The sequence below is a fragment of the Flagellimonas eckloniae genome (genome assembly GCF_001413955.1).
In the GTDB taxonomy this organism is placed as follows: Bacteria; Bacteroidota; Bacteroidia; order Flavobacteriales; family Flavobacteriaceae; genus Flagellimonas; species Flagellimonas eckloniae.
Genome location: NZ_LCTZ01000002.1, coordinates 3,040,021 through 3,059,834 on the forward strand (window position 1 = coordinate 3,040,021; position 19,814 = coordinate 3,059,834).

Annotated in this window: 16 protein-coding genes; 11 read left to right on the forward strand and 5 right to left on the reverse strand. The window is 38.2% G+C overall.

Annotation, left to right across the window (positions count from 1 at the left end; translation table 11 throughout):
* Nucleotides 1-175: 175 nt before the first annotated feature.
* The 3 genes from AAY42_RS13015 (at nucleotide 176) to AAY42_RS13025 (ending at nucleotide 4,041) form a co-directional block, all read left to right on the forward strand.
* Nucleotides 176-823 carry a response regulator gene (locus AAY42_RS13015; RefSeq protein ID WP_055395914.1) on the forward strand — a complete coding sequence of 216 codons (648 nt, stop codon included), beginning with the start codon at nucleotides 176-178 and terminating at the stop codon, nucleotides 821-823.
* Nucleotides 804-2,654 carry a sensor histidine kinase gene (locus AAY42_RS13020; RefSeq protein WP_055395916.1) on the forward strand — a complete coding sequence of 617 codons (1,851 nt, stop codon included), beginning with the start codon at nucleotides 804-806 and terminating at the stop codon, nucleotides 2,652-2,654. The genes AAY42_RS13015 and AAY42_RS13020 overlap by 20 nt, the downstream gene beginning before the upstream one ends.
* Before the next feature lie 61 nt (nucleotides 2,655-2,715).
* The gene (locus AAY42_RS13025; protein ID WP_055395918.1) at nucleotides 2,716-4,041 is read left to right on the forward strand and encodes a hypothetical protein; all 1,326 of its coding nucleotides are present in this window, start codon (nucleotides 2,716-2,718) and stop codon (nucleotides 4,039-4,041) included.
* Between the two features lie 180 nt (nucleotides 4,042-4,221).
* Here AAY42_RS13025 and AAY42_RS13030 read toward each other — a convergent pair whose 3' ends face one another.
* The 3 genes from AAY42_RS13030 to AAY42_RS13040 form a co-directional block, all read right to left on the reverse strand.
* Nucleotides 4,222-4,491: a hypothetical protein gene (locus AAY42_RS13030; RefSeq protein ID WP_055395920.1), complete on the reverse strand. Its 270-nt coding sequence runs from the start codon at nucleotides 4,489-4,491 to the stop codon at nucleotides 4,222-4,224.
* 174 nt (nucleotides 4,492-4,665) lie between these two features.
* On the reverse strand, nucleotides 4,666-6,486 hold the full coding sequence (locus AAY42_RS13035; RefSeq protein ID WP_055395922.1) for a cation:proton antiporter: 1,821 nt from the start codon (nucleotides 6,484-6,486) through the stop codon (nucleotides 4,666-4,668).
* A gap of 52 nt (nucleotides 6,487-6,538) precedes the next feature.
* The gene (locus tag AAY42_RS13040; RefSeq protein WP_082433439.1) at nucleotides 6,539-8,743 is read right to left on the reverse strand and encodes an APC family permease; all 2,205 of its coding nucleotides are present in this window, start codon (nucleotides 8,741-8,743) and stop codon (nucleotides 6,539-6,541) included.
* Nucleotides 8,744-9,029: 286 nt separating this feature from the next.
* Here AAY42_RS13040 and AAY42_RS13045 point away from each other — a divergent pair, with 286 nt between their 5' ends.
* From AAY42_RS13045 to AAY42_RS13075, 7 genes are all read left to right on the forward strand, one after another.
* Nucleotides 9,030-9,896, forward strand: a complete 867-nt coding sequence (locus AAY42_RS13045; protein WP_055395924.1) for an MBL fold metallo-hydrolase — start codon at nucleotides 9,030-9,032, stop codon at nucleotides 9,894-9,896.
* Nucleotides 9,897-9,923: 27 nt separating this feature from the next.
* Nucleotides 9,924-11,573, forward strand: a complete 1,650-nt coding sequence (locus AAY42_RS13050) for a S8 family peptidase (RefSeq protein ID WP_055395926.1) — start codon at nucleotides 9,924-9,926, stop codon at nucleotides 11,571-11,573.
* A gap of 1 nt (nucleotide 11,574) precedes the next feature.
* Nucleotides 11,575-13,425 carry a M1 family metallopeptidase gene (locus AAY42_RS13055; RefSeq protein WP_055395929.1) on the forward strand — a complete coding sequence of 617 codons (1,851 nt, stop codon included), beginning with the start codon at nucleotides 11,575-11,577 and terminating at the stop codon, nucleotides 13,423-13,425.
* Nucleotides 13,426-13,487: 62 nt separating this feature from the next.
* Nucleotides 13,488-13,916 carry a ribonuclease P protein component gene (gene rnpA / locus AAY42_RS13060; RefSeq protein ID WP_245625619.1) on the forward strand — a complete coding sequence of 143 codons (429 nt, stop codon included), beginning with the start codon at nucleotides 13,488-13,490 and terminating at the stop codon, nucleotides 13,914-13,916.
* The gene (locus AAY42_RS13065; RefSeq protein ID WP_055395933.1) at nucleotides 13,897-15,522 is read left to right on the forward strand and encodes a S41 family peptidase; all 1,626 of its coding nucleotides are present in this window, start codon (nucleotides 13,897-13,899) and stop codon (nucleotides 15,520-15,522) included. Before rnpA ends, AAY42_RS13065 begins: the two co-directional genes overlap by 20 nt.
* Before the next feature lie 2 nt (nucleotides 15,523-15,524).
* Nucleotides 15,525-16,724, forward strand: a complete 1,200-nt coding sequence (locus AAY42_RS13070) for a hypothetical protein (protein ID WP_055395935.1) — start codon at nucleotides 15,525-15,527, stop codon at nucleotides 16,722-16,724.
* 60 nt (nucleotides 16,725-16,784) lie between these two features.
* The gene (locus AAY42_RS13075; protein WP_055395937.1) at nucleotides 16,785-17,918 is read left to right on the forward strand and encodes an epoxide hydrolase family protein; all 1,134 of its coding nucleotides are present in this window, start codon (nucleotides 16,785-16,787) and stop codon (nucleotides 17,916-17,918) included.
* Nucleotides 17,919-18,012: 94 nt separating this feature from the next.
* On the opposite strand, the gene AAY42_RS13080 is transcribed toward AAY42_RS13075, so the two are convergent.
* Both AAY42_RS13080 and AAY42_RS13085 read right to left on the reverse strand, forming a co-directional pair.
* Nucleotides 18,013-18,582: a DinB family protein gene (locus AAY42_RS13080; RefSeq protein ID WP_055395940.1), complete on the reverse strand. Its 570-nt coding sequence runs from the start codon at nucleotides 18,580-18,582 to the stop codon at nucleotides 18,013-18,015.
* A 101-nt stretch (nucleotides 18,583-18,683) separates the two neighbouring features.
* Nucleotides 18,684-19,286, reverse strand: a complete 603-nt coding sequence (locus AAY42_RS13085; protein ID WP_055395942.1) for a carboxymuconolactone decarboxylase family protein — start codon at nucleotides 19,284-19,286, stop codon at nucleotides 18,684-18,686.
* Between the two features lie 55 nt (nucleotides 19,287-19,341).
* Between AAY42_RS13085 and AAY42_RS13090 the strand changes: the two genes are divergently transcribed.
* Nucleotides 19,342-19,764 carry an OsmC family protein gene (locus tag AAY42_RS13090; protein WP_055397930.1) on the forward strand — a complete coding sequence of 141 codons (423 nt, stop codon included), beginning with the start codon at nucleotides 19,342-19,344 and terminating at the stop codon, nucleotides 19,762-19,764.
* Nucleotides 19,765-19,814 lie beyond the last annotated feature (50 nt).

A 19,814-nucleotide genomic window follows, 5' to 3' on the forward strand; every position in this document is an offset into this window, starting at 1 on the left:
TTTAAATTTTTAAAGGTTTTTTAATTGTTGGCCAATCTACTATACTATGGAAACTATACACTTGAATAATCAATAGATGCCTTAAATGAATTGATGGATCGACAAAAAAGTTGTTTTCAAAAGCAAGTTATAACCGACTATTCTTTTGTAACTTTCTGGTCAGACGTTATTCGTATTGAAAGATCAACCTCAAAAAATTCTTATTTGCGAAGACCACCAAATTGTTATTGATGGTCTTTGTTCCATACTGCTCAACTTCTCTAACTTTCAGGTTGTGGATACCGTAAATGGGTTTCAGCAACTTTATCCTTCCATTGAAAAACACTCTCCAGATATTCTCCTCTTGGACCTCAATCTCCCTCATAAAAATGGCATGGAAATTCTTCAGGAACTCCGTCAGAGAAACAATACAATAAAAGTTCTGATTTTAACCATGTACAACAAAAGAACAATTGTTAATAAAGCTATTAGCAATGGAGCGAATGGATTCTTACTCAAAAATTGTTCTTCAGAAGACCTGTACGATGCCTTAAAACATGTTTCATCTGAGAGTGGATTTTATTATGGAGAAGGTGTTATCAAAACAAAAAAAGACCAAGACCAAAAAGATGGTGATGGGTTTTACAAACAGATTCAGCTAACACCGCGAGAAAAAGAAATCATCAAATATCTATGTGACGGAGATAAGGTCCCAAATATTGCCTCAGCTATGCACATAAGCCCGTTGACAGTTGAAACACATAAAAAGAATATTTATAGAAAACTTGGGGTGGACAGCAGCATTAAACTTGTAACATTTGTGCATGAGAATCAATTGTTATAAGGTTTTCTGGTTTGTTTTTTTTCTATTCTTCATTGGTTTGTTTCCAATTAAAGCCAATGACACAATAGTTTTACAAAAGGCTCAAATCACAAAAAATCTAAAAGATTTTTCTACTGTTTTTATATCAGAAAAAAAGGCTTCTATATTTTCATTTGAGACCTTGAATCATTTTACTCCCCTTAAAGGTGATAGGTCTTTTTTTTATTTGGATTTTGATGTCGCCAGTGCCTATTCCAAATACACCATTAAAAACGATTCCGAAAATGAAAAAGAAATTGTTTTCTCTTTTTCGTATCCTTTTTTGGAAGATGTGAAACTCTACAAAGCTGTTCAAGGAAAGTTGATTCTTGAAGGAGAAATTGGAATTCAAAATTTAAAGCAAGCGGTGGAACGTACCTGGAAAATTACCATTCGGTTATTGCCAAACGAAATAGCATCCTACTTTCTTGTTTTTACAAAGTCTAAAGGCAAACCCTTGGCAACTGATATTACTTTGAGAGATAGCAATACCGATTCTCGAACAAGCGGTTTCCAAAATTTGGGAATAGGCTTGTACCTAGGTCTTGTCTTATTGTCTCTTCTTTTTACCAGCTTCATTTTTATACTTGCTAAACGTTCACTTTTTTTATGGTACGGACTTTATCTTGTTGTCTTGGCCATTTTTATGGTTTCATACCTTGGTTACACTAATGTGCTATTACCTTTACAGAAATTAGATGTTGGCCGTGCGATATATGTAATTTCCATAGAGCTTTCTACGGCTATTTTTGTTTTGTTTGCCCAGCAAATCCTTATGGCAAAAAAATATTTGCCCAAGCTTAAAAAAAGTGTTGAGGTCGTAATTATTTTTCAAGTTGCTTTTCGAATTTTTCTCCACTTCGTGGCCAATTCGCTTTATGCTGGACAGGTTAAACTTTTTATGAAGCTTTGGTACGTAACCATCTTGTTTTTGGTCGTTGCAGTAATCGTAGAAATATTTGTGTATTTAAGGCATAATAAAAGAGTTGGATCTTACTTTGCTGTATCCTATCTGTTTATGGCCTTTGGATCTGCTGCCTTGGTCTTGCACCATAGTTTTGGGCTTTTGAAACTTTCATTTTATGGGCTACCAGGAATTTTTTACGCCTCTGCCATTGAAATATTCTTTCTTACAGCTGCTTTAACTATAGTTGTTGGGCAAATTTATCATGAACGGAACACGCTCTCTGAAAAACTTGTATTGCAACAACAAAAATTCTTGAATGCTTTTGTCCAAGGTCAAGAAGAAGAACGAAAGCGGGTAGGCGGAGAGCTTCATGACAATATAGGCAGTAAAGTTGCCAGCCTTAAACGATTGTTCAGTGCTAAATATTCCGACGAAAAAATGCAAAAAGAATTTGATGACATTTGTGAGGATGTAAGAACAGTAGCCCATAGCATTACCCCTGCCGAGATTTCACTTGTTGGGCTCTCTGGCGCCATTGACGAGTTATTGGAAACAGTTGAGAAGACTGAACAGCTGACTATCAATTTCAACACCTTTCAATTTCCTGAAAATCTAGATGAAGGTCTGGCTACTCATCTATTTAGGATTGTTCAAGAATTGCTTCAGAATGTAATCAAACACGCGAATGCTTCTTTGGTGAACATACAATTGTTTGGCCACAAAAATTCAATAACACTAAGTTTTGAAGATGATGGACAGGGGGTTTTTGAAAAAAAGAAAAATGTTGGAATTGGACTGAAGAGCGTCCAATCCAGAGTGGTTCAAATGAACGGACAATTTCTTTTTGATTCTATTCAGGACAAAGGCACCTCGGTCTTGGTCATAATTCCTACAAAATATACCTGAGTTCAGGTATTGTTTTATAGTCATTGTTTTGGTCACTTTGGTCACAACTAAATCAAAAGTTATGAAAATCGACCAATATCTTAAAACACTGATATATTTCACTTTACTTTCCAGCAGTTTTTTTTCTTTAGCCCAAAACACAGCAAATACTTCCCTGGATAAAAACCAGATATCTGAGAACTTGATAAAGATTTTTAATAAAATCTTATCCGATGCAAAAATTAACAAAACAGCTCCTTCTTCAACATGTACAGCGGAAGCTAAGGAAATTATAACGGAAACGAGGCAAATGCTAAAGGACAACCGTAATCTCTTTGAGAAGGACCAATTCGATAAACTCGGATTATTTTCGCTATCAAAATCAGAACTTTCTTTTATTGAAAAAGGAAACTATAAAAGTGCAATTGATAAAGCACTTCAAATCTTTGACGGCGCCTCAGAGTATTCTGATTTTGTGTCTTTACTAACAGGCAAGAATGAAACCGAACTTAACGAAACCGAACAAAAAGAGCTAAAAGAGACATTTAAGTTCTTTCGCGAAATGTTTGTGGAAAACAAACAATATCAGTGGTGGGTTGATATCGGTTCAATAAGTTTTCGTCATGACTCCTGTTCTTTAAACATAATCCCTTCTTATAAAGTTATTGGTTTTGAATATCCCAGAGTCACCTACGATTTAAATATTGAAGTTCATGTGGATTGTAACTGCCCAACAACTCCTGAAGGGTTTTCTGCATCACATGCAGTTTCAAGTCTGAGTTTTAATTATAAAGCCCATTCTGAAGGTCTTTTTTCCGGAACTCAGATAACTTTTGGGGACCCCATCAACCCCAGAATAGATATTATTAGTGAAGAGTGCTGCTATACTATAAAAGAAGAAGAAAGCTATTCAGCAGAAAATGATGACGATGATGACATCGTAAAGTACGTATTCGATTACGATTGGGCAGGTGACGGTTTCTCCATTACCGTAGGTGCAGGACCCACTATAGGAGAGGAGGCTGATTTTTTCGGCTTTTCCTATAGCGGTGATATAGGTTATTTTCATAGTCTTAGTGATGATTTTCAAATTGGTGCAACCGCGGGTTATGCAAGATATACAGGAAAAGAAACCGATTTTGGTTTTGAAACTGATGGTGAAAGTTTTATTCCTATAAATGCTAGAGCCAATTATCGTTTAAGCAATGCTTTTGGTGTTGAAGCTGGTTTGGGGTATGCCATTTCTGCAAGTGAGGGGGGAGAAGGGGGTCTTATGTATAGTGCTGGGCCTTTTTGGAGACCTTTGGAAGCGGTTCTGATTGCCTTAAACTATGTGAATATTTCCTTTGGAGAAGGTAGTTTGGGCGCAGTAATGTTAAGCGGGCGGTTTTCACTTTCAAAAAAGTAAGGTTACCGTTCCCATTGGCAAAACAAAACAAGATTTTCACAAAAACATATTAGTTTTAGGTATAATTTCATTCAGCTTCAAGAAGCAATTTATGTTTTCAATAAGTGTCTATAACCTAAGTTGGAACTGAACGAATAAAAAGGCTCATGATAATGAGCCTTTTTTAATTGTTTCAGTAATCTAAATATCAAAATCCAAATCTAAATCTCCACTACAAATCGTATCGGCAAAAGTATCGAAATCCTCTCCTTCCAAATCAAAAACATCAGATTCACCTTCAATCGTAATGGTTGCGGTTCCATCTTCATTATCCTGGATTGTAGTTGGGATAAGACCTAAAACATTGCAAGTCCTGCTGGAACCTGAGTTATCATCTTTTGAACATCCTACAAAAAGAACAATTGTAACCAGTGCTAAGAACAAGATATTGTTTCTCTTACTATTTTTCATATTTACTTGGGGGTTTAGTCATTTAGACAAACGCAACGACCACCCTGGTAGTATAGTTGAAAAACAAAATGTTGTGAAATAAAGATATTAAAGAGCGAGGAGCCTAAAGGGCTATATTAGAATATGGGTACTAAACCTCTTCCCAGAAAATTGAATGTTTTGCGATTTTTTAGTCTATGTGAACATTTTTCCTAAATAGACCAGCTTGTGGCCTTCCCCGTTAGGTAAAAAATCCTTACTGTTGGCCGGGATGATTTCTATACTCCCGTTGGGGGACTTCGTAAATACGGGAATGATATCGTTATCTTTTAGGGTTATGTCAATTAGGCTATCGTAATGTGATTTGTCCTTTATGTCTATTTCGTGAATGGTTGGGTATTTACGAACTGCATCCATAAGCTTGATAAAGTCATCGGTATGTGAAAAAAGTCCTTCTGCCGGATTGTTTTCTGGGTCGTTGATTTCTTCAGAATTTACCAATCGAAAAGCGCCGTTCTCACCGAACTGGTCCTTAAACTTATCAATGGCGAATTTGTTGATGTCTGAATTTCCGGTGAGGGCCATAAGGTATCCCATATCGTTCAATTCAATATTGTCCGTTAATGTATCTGAAAAAATATTGGCGGACATGGCTTCCAAACCTAAGCTTTTTGCTTTCTCAACATTAGCGTCATTATTATCGATAAGAACAACATGTCTGTTATTCTTTTTGAGGTAATTCCCTATCAACCTAGAGACTTTTGACGCCCCAATAATCAAAATGCCCTCGGATTTTGTCAAGAACACTCCTATCAATTTTGCAAAGAGCCTTGCTGTTGTGGCATTCAACAACACCGTTCCCAAAACAATCATAAAAACCAGAGGTGTAATGTACTCTGCCCCAGGTACATCTTTGGCCAATAGTTTAGAACCGAACAGGGAGGCAATACCTGCTGCAACTATACCTCTTGGCCCCACCCAGCCTATAAAAAGCTTTTCATTAAATTTTAAGCCTGATCCTTGGGCACTTATAAAAACACCTAGAGGTCTAATAATAAAAACAATTATTGCGAACAGCGCTGCGGTATTCCAGTTAAAAATAAGTTCCATATCGCTAATGTTGATATTAGCCGATAGTAAGATGAAAAGAATGGATATCAACAAAACACTCAAAGATTCTTTAAAGTAAAGTAGTTCTTTAAGATTGGGCAGGTTCATATTGCCCATCACCATCCCCATAACTACAACGGCCAACAGTCCAGATTCATGTGCAAAAACATCAGACTCCACAAATACAAGAAGCACAACGGAAAGGGACACCACATTCATTAAATAATGAGGGATCAAATCCTTTTTAATAGCAAATGCCAATGCGTGGGCAAACGTAAAACCAAAGGTGGTTCCAAAAAGCAAGATTTTACCAAATTCGACTAGGGCTGTTTGGGTAAAAGCGCTGCCCTCCCCAACACTGATAAACTCAAAAACCAATACTGCTACCAAGGCTCCAATAGGGTCTATTAGAATTCCCTCCCATTTTAGAACCGCCGAAACATCTTTTTTAAGTGGGATATTTCTAAGGATTGGTGTTATTACAGTTGGTCCTGTAACAATGATCAAGGCTGAAAATAAAAAGGAAATTTGCCATGATAACCCAAAAATATAGTGAGCTGCCACGCCCGCTCCAAAAAAAGTAACAATAGACCCTATGGTTATCAACTTGGTAATCACAGGACCAACATTTTTAATTTCGGCCCGTTTAAGAGTCAGGCCTCCTTCAAAAAGAATGATACTAATGGCCAAAGAAACAAAGTAGTATAGACCATCGCCAGGAAAAAGGCCTTTCTCTCCATTCCATATGGGTTCAATAAGTTTTCCACCGTCTTCTGTGTATAGCGTCGCTATAGGTCCCACCAAAAGGCCAATTAATATAAGGGGTAAAATTGCTGGCAATTTAAAGCGCCAAGCAACCCATTGTGCAATTATTCCAAGAATAATAATTCCAGCAAGTTCTAGCATCAATTCGAGTTTTAGTAAAAATACTAATTAATACAAATGCCAAAGCAATTATCTAGTGATCTCTCATTGTCAATCGTAACACGGAACATGCAGATTTTTCTGTGAACTTATCCTTTCCGGTACCAAAAAGAATATCCACCCAATTATCCTTTTGTGGGGTTCCCAATATGAGTAGGTCAAAACTTGCCGAAGCTCTAGAAATCGCTCCAATTGAATCATCCTCTTTTTGGACAATGACCATGCTGGGCGTGTCCACTTTTGTCAATAGTTTTTTTGAATTGGTTTCCATTTTATCAATGGTCTCATCATCCATTTTACTGGGCACAACGTGTAGTAGCGTTAGAGACGCTTTGTAATAATTACAGATTCGGTCTGCAACGGCAATGAAGTTCTTGTCTTTCCTGCCTGGTCTCAAAGCCAATAAAACCTTTCCTATGTAACGAACACCGTCATCCTTGAACAGGGCAAAATCAGAATTGATGTGTGTTAATAACCAACCTATGGGATTACTGACCAAGATTCCGCTATGTGCCCGTCCGTTCCACCCCATCACCAACCAGTCGCAGTGGGTCTGATTGCTCAATTCATGTATAGTGTCAGAAATTTCATGGGTTACCGCGGCTTCAAAATCCAAATCAATGCCCTGGGATACTGCCAAACGTGAAACCCTTCTTTCCAAGGATGCTATTCTTGGGTTTTCTTCTACCATTGCATCCAAAAAGGTCTGATTGGGAACTTCTGTTACATTAACCACTTGAATCTTTTCGTTCTTGTTGATTGCCGCACCAATTTCAACCAGCATTTCCGGGGAACGCTCGTTCCCCAATAATGGTACTACAACACCCGCATTCGAAGCCAATCTACCATCTAGATTTTGTAAGCTTCCCGAACCATTATTTCTATAGTTGATTTTGGCGTTTCGTTTTCTCTTGTACAGTAGGTACAGGGCAGGGCGGTGCCCGTATTTTCTCAGGATTCCCGTTCTGGTCGCATTTCTTCCAAAAAAGTAGTAAATAATTAGACCAAGTAGAAAGATACCAACGATAGCCAGCATTGGGCCAGAGCCCAAGAACACCAATAGGGCAACCCCACTGAAAATCCCAAACAATTGTACTAATGGATATAATGGAGAGCGATATTCAGGTTTATACCATTGTGCAGAGGTCTCGCGTAGCACAATAACACAGGCATTAACCAAAATAAACATCATGACCATAAATGCACTTGCCAACTTTGCTATCTTCTCAACATCAAGAAAAATAATGACCATCGCCATCAGGAAACAAGTCATCACAATCGTAACTACAGGCGTTAAGTACTTTGCATGAATTTTGCCCATAAAGTCTGGAAGCAATTTATCTATGGCCATTGCAAAAGGAAATCTAGAAGCAGCCAAAACACCAGAATTCGCCATCGAAATCAAAGTAATAATACCAACAACAGATGCAATGTAACCTACATAATTTCCCCCTAGGAGTTTAGCAATGCTATAAATAGGTTTAATATCTGTTTTGAGTTCACCCAAGGGTAGGTTCCCCACTAAAACAAAAGCAACCGAAACATAGATTACCGTCATAATAAATAACGATAAAATCATGGCAAGGGGAAGATTTGTTCCTGGATTTTTAATCTCTCCGGCTATGGCAGCGACCTTGGTGACCCCGGCATAGGAAATATAAACAAATGCAACAGTAGAGAACAGTCCTAATTTTCCTTCGGTCATAAAAGGGTCCAATAGTTCTGCGGAAGTCCTTGGAATTCCAAACATCAAAATCAAAGCAAGACTGATGAGGCTTATGCTTACAATAAAGATTTGAACTTTCCCCACCTTTTTTACGCCCAAAATGTTCAAAAACAAAATCAACACCAAGAAGGTAACAGCAACATATTTAGTAAGTCCCGAATCAATATTAATTAATATGGATAGATAGGCGCCAAAACCAACGAGTGCAAAAGCACTTTTAAAGAGCAAGGAAAGCCAAAGTCCAATCCCCGCAATAGTACCAAAAAGGGGTCCAAAAGCTCGCTCTATATACACGTAGGTTCCCCCAGAAGAAGGCATCGCAGTAGCCAGTTCAGATTTGGAAAAAGCTGCAGGTAAAATGCAGACTGCAGCTAAGAGATAGGCCAACCAAACGGAAGACCCTGTTTTTGCAGCTGCCAAACCTGGTAAGACAAAAATACCGCTTCCCAGCATTCCACCTATGCTAATGGCAATAACGGAGGTTAAGGATAAACTACGTTCTAACTTCTTCAATACGGTTTTGGTCTAAATGCTAAATGTAGCCTTTTTGAAACAAAAATCTAGCATGTTCCAAATATGCATTATACTTATCCTATGTATACTATGGCAATGCGGTTAATCTTAAATGGCTTAAATTGTTTAGTTGCAATATTCTAAAGCATTCTGTTGTTATTGATTTTTAAAACCTAAAAAGCAGTGGTGTTTCAGGGGGATTTTGTTAAAATAGGGCTAATAAACTTCTATTTTTTAGTCATTTGCGTTTGGCTTTTCTTATTTTGCACGCCATTTCCTTTTCTGAATGACTATTTATCCCATTGAGACCGGTAATTTTAAACTAGACGGCGGTGCTATGTTTGGTGTAGTTCCAAAATCCATTTGGAACAGAACCAATCCTGCCGATTCTAACAATATGATTGATATTGCGGCTAGATGTCTCCTTATTGAAGATAGTGATAGGCTCATCTTAGTGGATAGTGGCATGGGAAACAAGCAATCAGAGAAGTTCTTTGGATATTATTATCAGTGGGGTAACCATTCAATAGATAATTCTTTAAAGGAACTAGGCTTCCATAGAGATGATATTACTGATGTCTTTATGACCCACCTCCATTTTGACCACTGCGGGGGTAGCATACAATGGAATCAGGATAGAACAGGATATGAACCAGCTTTCAAGAATGCTAGCTTTTGGACCAATGAAGATCATTGGGAATGGGCCACAAATCCCAATGCACGTGAAAAGGCTTCCTTTTTAAAAGAGAACCTATTGCCCATGCAAGAAAGTGGACGACTGCATTTTGTACAACGGAACGGCTCCTCTTTTTTGGAAGAATCAGAATTGGGGTTTGGTATTCTTTTTGTTGATGGACATACGGAAAAGCAAATGCTACCTTATTTAAAATACAAAGGCAATAGCATTGTCTTCGTGGCTGATTTGGTGCCGACCGTTGGTCATATTCCCTTGCCCTACGTAATGGGATATGACACTCGACCTCTTTTAACTTTGGATGAAAAGGCCAAATTTTTGAATGAAATTGCTCAAAACAATTTTTTGCTGTTCTTTGAGCATGATGCCCATAATGAGTTGTGCACATTAAAACAAACTGAAAAAGGGGTACGATTAGACGAATTGTTTTCCTTTAATGAAATATTCAACCCACAATAAAGTTTTACATTTTTATATATACTACATATGATTCACACATACATTAAACCTTCTTTTACATTAGTATCCATTTCGCTTTTCCTTATGGGATGTGGAGCAACATCATTGGTTTCCACACCGGTGCAAAATATTGATACAATCCCGCTTAAAATTTCTGAGCTAACAGAAACACAAAAAAAGAATTGGGGCCATGCCGACCTTATTTCGGATACTATTCCGGGGATGAGTGTGAATAAAGCCTACAAGGAAATCATCAAAAATAAAAATGGCAAAACGGTAATTGTCGCCGTTGTGGATTCTGGAATGGACCTTGAACACGAAGATTTGGATGATGTGTTATGGACCAATAAAGGAGAAAGACCAAACAATGGGAAAGATGATGATGGCAATGGTTATATAGATGATATTCATGGGTATAATTTTCTGGGTGAAGCATACAATGAACAGTTGGAATACGTACGCATGCTTCGACTTAATATTGGTGACGCTTCGGCAAGAGCAAAAGCGCGTTTAAAATTAGATGAGGAATATCCAAAAGCACTTCAAAACAAACAACAATATGAGCAAATATTGCAAGTAGTGAAAACTGCGGATGAAGCTGTTAAAAAGGAACTTGGCAAAGATTCTTATACCAAAAAAGAGCTACTTTCCATAGAGGCCAAAACGGAACAAATGCAGCAGAATGTTGCCGTATTAACACAAATGTATACCTACGGGGATAGTATACCCAGCGTTATAGAGGAACTTACCGAAGGCATTACCTATTTTGCAGATCAGGTAAATTTTAATCTCAACAAAGATTTTGACGGGAGAACTCCTGTAGGAGACAGCCCATATGACGTTACTGACACCTCTTATGGAAATGGAAATCCGAAGAACCGGGTTGATACCGAAAGTCATGGAACCCATGTGGCCGGAATCATTGCCGCGGAAAGAAATAATGGAAAAGGAGTGAATGGGGTTGCCAAAAACGTGAAATTAATGAGCTTGCGTGCCGTACCAAATGGAGATGAGTACGACAAAGACATTGCCATGGCGATAAGATATGCAGCTGATAATGGTGCTAAAATCATTAACTGCAGTTTTGGCAAGTCTTTTTCGCCAAATGCCGAATGGGTTTACGACGCAATCAAATATGCCGCTTCAAAAGACGTGTTGATTGTTCATGCTGCTGGAAATGATGGCAGTAATTTGGATGATGCTGAAAATCCCAATTTCCCAAATGACCACAAATATGTAGGTTCTGAGTTTACAAACAATGTAATTACCGTTGGCGCCCTTACAAGTAGTTATGGTTCAGAAATGGTGGCCAACTTTTCTAATTATGGAAAACAGAATGTAGATGTTTTTGCTCCCGGTGATGCTATCTATTCCACATTACCCAATAATGACTATGATTTTCAAGGAGGAACCTCAATGGCGGCACCTGCTGTTGCTGGTGTTGCTGCATTGGTAAGATCATATTATCCTCAATTGACAGCTTCGCAGGTAAAACAGGTTATAATGCAATCTGGATTAAGCTCAAAAGCATCCGTAATTGTTGATGGAGACCAATCTAAGGCAACTACTTTTGACAAAGTCTCAAAATCAGGAAAAATGGTCAATGCATATAATGCACTTTTGTTGGCCGAAAACATTTCAAAAGGTAAAATGACCTTGAACAATAATACCAAATAAGATGAAAAGTACACTAGTATTCTTTTTTGCGGTTTTCACTTCTGTTTCACTTCTGTCTGCACAAAACAATACTTCGTATTGGCAACAACATGTAGATTATATGATGGACGTTACCATGGATGTTAAAACCTATCAATATTCAGGAACACAAAAGCTTACCTACACGAATAACTCCCCAGATGTATTAAATAGAGTTTATTATCATTTATATTTTAACGCATTTCAACCTGGAAGTGAGATGGATGTAAGGCTTCAACAAGTTAAAGATCCAGATGGTAGAATGCTCAATGAAGGAAAAAGTAGAATTGCGGCTCTTTCGGAAAGTGAAATGGGTCATTTGCACGTGCAATCTCTAACCCAAGATGGAACAGCTGTTTCTTTTAATGAAGAAGGCACCATATTGGTTGTGGATTTGGTCAACCCTATCCCTTCAGGTGGAAAAACTGTTTTGGATATGGAGTTCAAAGGGCAAGTGCCATTACAGATTAGACGATCTGGAAGGAACAATAAAGAAGGGGTTGCCCTTTCCATGAGTCAATGGTATCCAAAACTTTCAGAATATGATTTTGAAGGATGGCATCCCAATCCATACATCTCAAGGGAGTTTCACGGAGTTTGGGGTGATTTTGATGTGAAACTCACTATTGACAAAGACTATACCGTTGGAGGTTCGGGTTATTTGCAAAACCCCCAGGAAATTGGGCATGGATATGCAACACCAGAAACCAAGGTAAAAACAAAGGGCAAAACCCTAACATGGCATTTTAAAGCACCCAATGTGCATGACTTTATGTGGGCTGCCGATCCAGACTATATACATGATGTTGTTAAAATGGATGACGGTCCAGATTTACATTTCTACTACAAAAATGACCCTGAAATCATAGAAAATTGGAAGAATCTTCAGCCAAAAACAGCAGATGCCATGCGTTTTTTCAGCAAAAATATCGGCAAATACCCGTATGACCAGTATTCTGTTGTGCAAGGAGGAGATGGAGGTATGGAATATGCCATGAGTACATTAATTACGGGCAAAAGAAAGTTTGGAAGTCTAGTCGGGGTAATGGTACATGAGATGGCCCATTCCTGGTTTCAGCATGTTTTGGCCACTAACGAATCCAAACACGAATGGATGGACGAAGGCTTCACAACTTTTATAAGTAGCCTTTGCATGAATGAAGTGATGGAACAAGGTCTGGAGAATCCTTTTGAAGGTTCATACAAAGGGTATTATGCCTTGGTAAATTCTGGTTTGGAGCTTCCACAAGGCACCCATGCAGATCGCTATGCAACAAACTTTGCCTACGGTATTTCAGCATACAGTAAAGGTTCTATCTTTTTGTCCCAGCTCGGTTATATCATCGGTCAGGATAAATTAATGGAAACGATACGAAAATATTTTGAAGACTTTAAGTTTAAGCATCCAGTACCCAATGACATTAAAAGAACCGCTGAAAAAGTATCGGGAATGGAATTGGATTGGTATTTAACAGATTGGACCCAAACCACAAATACCATTGATTATGCCATTAAAAGTGTTGATGCTGATGGCGAAAAAACAAAGGTGGTACTTGAACGTATTGGCGAAATGCCCATGCCTTTAGATCTTTTAATTGCTTTTGAGGGTGATGTTCAAGAAACGTATTATGTTCCGTTGCAAATGATGCGTGGAGAAAAGGAAAATCCGTATCCAACACTTAAAAGAGCGGTAGTTGAAGATTGGGCTTGGGCTCATCCAACATACGAACTTATCATTGATAAGCCCTTAAGTTCTATAAAGGCAATTGTGATTGATCCATCTCAGCTTATGGCTGATGTAGATGGAGAAAACAATGTATATCAACCAGAATAGAGGTCAGTAACCCCTTAAGCTGTATTGGGTTGTAAACGTATCTTTGTTGTAATAACCCACTTATGGTGGTCAATATGTACGAAAACCCAATAGAGGAACATAAAAACCTTGTTTTTCCAAAAAAGGAAAAGCTCAAAAACAAAAAGCTTTTTGAGCAACTCTTTAGTGAAGGAAAAAGCATGAGTGCATTTCCTATAAAATTACTGTATACCAAAGCCGTTTTTGATGATGATGTCAGTATTAAAGTAGGTGTTGTTGCCCCAAAGAAAAAGTTTAAGACGGCAGTAAAGCGAAATAGGGTTAAACGGCTACTTCGTGAGGCATATCGAATTAACAAGCCTCTCGTTTTTAACAACATAGAGGGAAACTATGCGTTCCTGTTTTTATATCTTAGTAATAAGATACCCAATTACGAGGAAGTAGAGGGAGCAATGAAAGAGCTTTTAAAAACCTTCCTAAAAAAAGAGTCCCATGAAAAGATTGATACATAAGAAAGTATTAATTCCCGTAATAGCCGTTGCCTTTTTGGTAGTAGGGAGTAGTTATAAAAGCGATTTTTTTGAGATTGCCAAGCAGATTGAAATTTTCACTACGCTGTTCAAAGAGTTGAACATGAATTATGTGGATGAAACCAATCCTGCGGAGCTCATGGATTCTGCGATTAAAAACATGCTGGATGGATTAGATCCGTACACCCGGTTTTTAAATGAACAGGATGTTGAAGCATATAAAATCAATAATGCGGGCGAATATTCAGGTATTGGGGCCTTGGTCCGTTCTTATGAAAGCAAATTAGTCGTTGTGGAACCGTATAAAGACTATCCAGCAGATAAAGCGGGATTAAAGGCAGGTGATGAAATTATCAAAATTGGAGCTATAAAAGTGTCCGACTTTGATGATAATGCAAGTGAGCTTTTAAAAGGCGCAAATGGCACCAGTGTAGATATTACTTTTGTTAGACAGGCAGAAACTAAAACAGCGGTCTTAAAACGTGAAGGTGTGGAAGTGGATGCAGTTCCATTTTATGACATGATCGATGACAAAACGGGATATATAGTACTTTCCAAATTCAATAGAAAAGCTTCGAGCCAAACCAAATCTGCCATCCAAGACTTAAAAGGGAAAGGTATGGAGCGTTTGGTATTAGATCTACGGGGAAATCCGGGGGGGCTGCTTTCAGAAGCCATCAATGTCACCAATCTGTTTGTTCCAAAAGGAGAATTGATTGTTACCACAAAATCAAAGGTCAAAAAATTCAACCAAGAATATAAGACCAAAAACCAGCCTGAGGATTTGGATATTCCTTTAGTGGTTCTTGTGGATGGCAAAAGCGCTTCGGCCAGTGAAATTGTATCCGGTGGACTGCAAGATTTGGACCGTGCGGTTATTATTGGCGCCAGAAGCTTTGGAAAAGGCTTGGTACAACGACCCTTAAAACTTACGTATGGAACACAATTGAAAGTGACCATTTCACGATATTACACGCCTTCAGGCCGTTGTATTCAATCTCTGGATTATTGGAACAGGGATGAGGGCGGTAATGCTGTTCGGAACACCACTTTTAAAGAATTTACAACAAGAAACGGCCGTAAAGTTCAAGATGGGGGCGGAGTAATGCCCGATGTTGAGATTACTTCCTTAAAATCCAACACTTTGATAGACGCTCTTCAAAGAAATAGCATCATTTTTGATTTTGCTACGGATTTTTATTACGATAATTCATTCGCTTCTGTAAATGATTTTAATTTTTCTGGAGCCGATTTCAATGCTTTTAAGGATTATGCGAGGCAACAGAATTTTTCTTTTCAAACAGAAACCGAGGAATTGTTGGAGCAAACCATAAATGCCGAAGAACATTTGTTGGGTCCTGAAGTACAGGAAAAATACAAGGATCTTTTATTGGCAACCAACAAGGGGAAAATTGTTGCGCTAGACACGTTTAAGGAAGAGATTCAAAAAAATCTTGAAGACGAAATCATCAAACGTTATTTTTATAGGGATGGTCTTTATTCGTATTATTTAAAACATGATGACGCCATTCTTACGGCAAAAGAACTCTTGGGCAATACGGCAGAATATCAGCGTATATTAAAATAGGAATGAGGTTAAGACGTCTTTTTTTATTTTTTGTATGTTGCTGTCAGGGGTTTTTTATACAGGCCCAGGCAACTTTAGAAAAAGGGGTTGTTCATGATTCCATTTTGGTTTCAGGCACCACTGATGAAACCTTTGCAGTTTACCTTCCCAATTCTTTTACGGCAACTAAACCAAGTTCCTTAGTTGTTGTTTTTGAGCCTGCAGCAAGGGGGGCAAAAGGCATTCAGCTTTTTATTGATGCTTCGGAAAAATACGGGCATCTCTTAGTTTGCTCCAACAATTCCAGAAACGGACCGTATGATCGAAATTTTGGCATAGCCAATAGATTGTTCGACCATATTTTTGATAAATTTCTCGTCAACCAAGATGAAATGTACCTCTCCGGATTTTCGGGTGGTTCCCGTTTGGTCAGCGCTATTGCTTCACTAACAGACCGGTTTGCTGGGGTTGTGGGCTGTGGCGCAGGATTTTCAAACGTTCCCGAACACATGCCTTCAATCCAGACGTATGCTTATGTTGGATTGTGTGGGGACCGAGATATGAATTATAAGGAAATGTTGGACAGCAAAAAATATTTGGATTTAAGAGGCTTTACCAACACACTCATTACATTTGACGGAAAGCATAGATGGCCACCCAAGGAACAGATTACCCGTGCAATGGATTGGTTATACCTTCAAAAACTAAAAAACAACGAAAGTCCACAGCCAGAAGATTTGGCGGTTCTCTATAAATCTGATTACGACAGGATCCAAGAATTTAAGGACAAGGAACAATTTTTATTTGCCTCAGAACAGTATGAAAGAATTCTAAAAGATTACAAAGGGCACCTTAATCTGGATAGCCTTATAGTGGAGCAACAGTTTTTTTTAAGTTCCAAATCTTATAAAAATCAATCGGCAGCGTTGGTACGTGCCTTAAATCAGGAACAAAAACTGAAACCGAAACTCGTAAAGCAGATGTCTTTGGATTTTAAAACCCCTTCAAAAATGAATTCTGATTGGTGGGAGAAAGAAATGGCCAAATTGGATCGGTTAAAGGAAAAAGGGGATAAAGAAACCCAAAAAATGATATACCGGCTTAAGTTTGACCTTTTTGGGCGGGTTTACGCCAGAAAAAATCCATTGATGCATACTACGGACAAGCCCCAGGCAGAACTGGTTGAGGCTTTTTTAGAGATTATTTATCCGAAGTCCGATTGACTTACATTACATTTAAGTCATCCAATTGGCTTTTAACTTTTCTTTTCTCCACAAAGCAAAATGATAAAAGAATTTAAAATAAACATACCGCAACCTAAGATTGACGATTTAAAAGAAAGGATTAAGAAAACAAGATGGTTAGATGAAACCGAAAATTCCGATTGGAAATTAGGAACAGAGATAAATTACCTCAAAGAACTATCCGATTATTGGGAAAGTGAATTTAACTGGAGAAAAATCGAGGATAAAATCAATTCATTTCCAAATTACATAACTGAAATAGATAATTTAAAAGTTCATTTCCTATATATCAAAAGCGACCGAGAAAATTCAATCCCACTTTTGATTACTCACGGATGGCCTGGTTCTTTTCTTGAAATGCTGAAAATCATACCACTTTTAAAAGACGAATTTGACTTGGTTATTCCGTCAATCATCGGATTTGGATTTTCAGAGAACAAACTTAAAAATGACGCTGATTATGGTTTTGTAGCTGACATATGGCATAAATTAATGGTTAAGCTAGGCTATCAAAACTACGGATTACAAGGCGGAGACCTAGGAGCTGGAATTAGTATCCGATTGGCACAAAAACACCCTGAAAATATTATCGGAATGCATCTTAACTATATTTCCGACTCATACAAACCCTATTCAGCAGAAGAAAACAATAATGAAGTCAAAGAGTATCAAGAATACTTAAAAAACTGGAATGAAAAAGAAGGAGCATATGCAATCATTCAAAGCACAAAACCTTTGTCGCTAGCTTACGGCCTTAACAATTCACCTATTGGACTTTGTGCTTGGATTCTCGAAAAGTTCAATGCTTGGAGTGATAATAACGGAAATATCGAAAACTGTTTTTCAAAAGATGAATTGCTTGCCAACATTAGCCTTTATTGGTTTACGAAAACAATTTATTCCTCTATAAAATTTTATCATGGAATAAGTTTAAGCCCTTTGGTTTTTAAAGAGACTGATTTTATAAATGTTCCGGTAGGCTATGCGAAATTCCCAAAAGAAATACCTATTCCACCGAGAAAATATATTGAAAAAGGACTGAATATCGTGCATTGGACTGAAATGCCTAAAGGTGGACATTTTGCTGCTTTGGAACAACCTGAACTTTTGGTGTCTGACTTAAAAGCGTTCTTTAGAAAAATAGAAAAAAGCACTATGCCCAACAATGTATAAACGCTAATTTAACCCGTAACTGTCGGTTATACGAGACAGATAAGCGCAATCTAAATATTTGGAAGAGTATCTTCTTAACTCGGAAATCTAATCCTTATCCTAAGATCTCATCTATCTGCACCATATGGCGTTCCATATGACAAAGCAGAAACTCAAAACATTCGGGCAGATAAAAGTTGACAATGGGACCAATAGCAGAAGTGATTTTTATTTTGGAAACATCCTTGGTTCTGCTTTTTAAAATGGATTCCTTTAAATGGCCGTGCAGCTTAAAGAATTCTTCAAAGATAGAGTCAATTTTTTCAGGGGTCAACTCATGTTCGTTTAGCATTGGCCTAAAACGCCTTAGGGTTTTCAGTTTCATTTTTCTAACCCCATTTTTGGGTCGTTGCCCCTCAATCACAAACCTTTGCCGTGTCCGGGCCTTGAATTCCATGGAACCTGATTCTTGAGAAGGCAAGGTTTCCAAAGCCTTGTCCAGTTTGGGGACATAAAAGCGATACGCAATGTTCAAATGGGCAATTACTTCAAGTACATTCCAAGATTTTGGACGTGGCTTTATTTGTACTTGAGAAGTATCCAATTCTTGAAGCGATTTCACCTTCGCAACCATTTGGTTCAGGCGCTGAATTTGGTTTTCAGAAGTAAGAAGTAAGCTTGCCATAACTGTTCATTTTTTTGATTGGAACAAAGTTCTGCTAAAGAAGGCGAACAGATATTGATATACATCAAGAAATCTCCCCGTCAGATTTCAGACATCTGATATCAGTATGTATTCCCATCATGTTTTCCTTCTTCCCAGCCATGTTTGCCCAAATACTGTTCACCACTTTCCACGGCACCTTCTTCAATAGAGGTACCCATAGAATCGTTCCAACGGTTGAGGTAACCAAACAAGGAAATCACCCCTAACATTTCTACAATCTCGCCTTCGTTCCAATGTTTATATAAACGCGCCTTTATTTCAGCATCCACTGCATTGGGAACTTGGGAGGCAACCAAAGAAAAATCCAAAGCGGCACGCTCCGCCTCAGAAAAAGCAGGATGCGTTCTATATTCCCAAATATTATCCAATTGTTCCTGTTCCGCACCGTAGCGTTCCGCCGCCCGTATAGCATGTGCCTGGCAATAGCGACATCCAGTGGAATTACTGCTTACCCAGGCAATCATACGTTTTAATGCTGAGGTTACCCTTCCTTCATTCGCCATTACCGCTTTGTTCAAGTTAATAAACGCCTTTGAAATAGCAGGCCTATGCTGCATGGTCAAGACTGAATTTGGGCAAAACCCAAGGGTCTCGTTAAAGAATTCAGCAAGCTTTTTTGTCTCTGAATCATGATTAGGGTCAAGCGGATTTACTAAGGCCATGAATGTAGTTTTAAATTGTATTTTTGAAAGCTACAAGAAACGAAAATTTGACTTCATGACAAATCATATAACTACCAAATGGCTGGGCGAAATGGCCTTTGAAAGCAACAACCCCTCAGGGTTAAATTTAAAGATTGATGCGGGCCCGGATAGTGGTGGAAAAGGGGAAGGCTTGCGCCCTAAAGCTTTGATGCTTTCCGCTCTTGCAGGTTGTTCAGGACTGGATGTGGCTTCGCTCATAAAAAAAATGAAACTGGAAGTAGATGATTTTTCAATTGAAACCATTGCAAACTTAACCGACGAGCACCCCAAATACTACGATTCGGTGACAATAGAATATCATTTTCATGGTGCTGATTTGAAGGAAGGGAAATTAAAAAAGGCGGTGGACTTATCGGTGGAAAAATACTGTGGGGTTATGGAGATGTTCCGAAAATTTGCCAAATTGGAGATTAAGACGATTTTTCATCATAAGTAAAACGAGTTCAAACTCAAACTCAAGTTTAAACTCAAATTCAGACATCAAGT

Excerpts from the sequence above, each read along its gene's own strand:
- AAY42_RS13075 (WP_055395937.1), top strand. The coding sequence starts at position 16,785 with ATGATAAAAGAATTTAAAATAAACATACCGCAACCTAAGATTGACGAT.
- AAY42_RS13050 (WP_055395926.1), top strand. The coding sequence starts at position 9,924 with ATGATTCACACATACATTAAACCTTCTTTTACATTAGTATCCATTTCG.
- rnpA (WP_245625619.1), top strand. The coding sequence starts at position 13,488 with ATGGTGGTCAATATGTACGAAAACCCAATAGAGGAACATAAAAACCTT.
- AAY42_RS13070 (WP_055395935.1), top strand. The coding sequence starts at position 15,525 with ATGAGGTTAAGACGTCTTTTTTTATTTTTTGTATGTTGCTGTCAGGGG.
- AAY42_RS13035 (WP_055395922.1), bottom strand. The coding sequence starts at position 6,486 with ATGCTAGAACTTGCTGGAATTATTATTCTTGGAATAATTGCACAATGG.
- AAY42_RS13025 (WP_055395918.1), top strand. The coding sequence starts at position 2,716 with ATGAAAATCGACCAATATCTTAAAACACTGATATATTTCACTTTACTT.
- AAY42_RS13065 (WP_055395933.1), top strand. The coding sequence starts at position 13,897 with ATGAAAAGATTGATACATAAGAAAGTATTAATTCCCGTAATAGCCGTT.
- AAY42_RS13020 (WP_055395916.1), top strand. The coding sequence starts at position 804 with ATGAGAATCAATTGTTATAAGGTTTTCTGGTTTGTTTTTTTTCTATTC.
- AAY42_RS13030 (WP_055395920.1), bottom strand. The coding sequence starts at position 4,491 with ATGAAAAATAGTAAGAGAAACAATATCTTGTTCTTAGCACTGGTTACA.
- AAY42_RS13055 (WP_055395929.1), top strand. The coding sequence starts at position 11,575 with ATGAAAAGTACACTAGTATTCTTTTTTGCGGTTTTCACTTCTGTTTCA.
- AAY42_RS13090 (WP_055397930.1), top strand. The coding sequence starts at position 19,342 with ATGACAAATCATATAACTACCAAATGGCTGGGCGAAATGGCCTTTGAA.
- AAY42_RS13080 (WP_055395940.1), bottom strand. The coding sequence starts at position 18,582 with ATGGCAAGCTTACTTCTTACTTCTGAAAACCAAATTCAGCGCCTGAAC.
- AAY42_RS13045 (WP_055395924.1), top strand. The coding sequence starts at position 9,030 with ATGACTATTTATCCCATTGAGACCGGTAATTTTAAACTAGACGGCGGT.
- AAY42_RS13085 (WP_055395942.1), bottom strand. The coding sequence starts at position 19,286 with ATGGCCTTAGTAAATCCGCTTGACCCTAATCATGATTCAGAGACAAAA.